Below are 263 nucleotides of genomic sequence, written 5' to 3' on the forward strand. Positions count from 1 at the left end.
GTTCCAAAGGATCAAACTATTTACGGGATCGTTGATATGATGACTCACGTTTTGGAACAGTATTTCCATAAAGAGACAAATACTCCACTGCAGGAATATATGTGTGAGGCTGTATTAAAAACTGTTATTGATGCAGGTCCAAATTTAGTTAACGACTTAGAAAATATTGAACTTCGCGAAACAATTTTATATTCAGGTACTATTGCATTAAATGGAATGCTACAAATGGGAACAAGAGGAGACTGGGCCTCCCATAATATAGA

At 35.7% G+C, this 263-nt stretch carries 1 protein-coding gene; it reads left to right on the forward strand.

Annotation, left to right across the window (positions count from 1 at the left end; translation table 11 throughout):
• Positions 1–36 precede the first annotated feature (36 nt).
• The coding region (locus AOA61_RS30675) for an iron-containing alcohol dehydrogenase (RefSeq protein ID WP_256583520.1) at positions 37–263 on the forward strand (227 nt) is incomplete at its 3' end.

It is taken from the genome of Pseudomonas sp. 2995-1 (assembly GCF_002742505.1).
Classification (GTDB): domain Bacteria; phylum Pseudomonadota; class Gammaproteobacteria; order Pseudomonadales; family Pseudomonadaceae; genus Aquipseudomonas; species Aquipseudomonas sivasensis.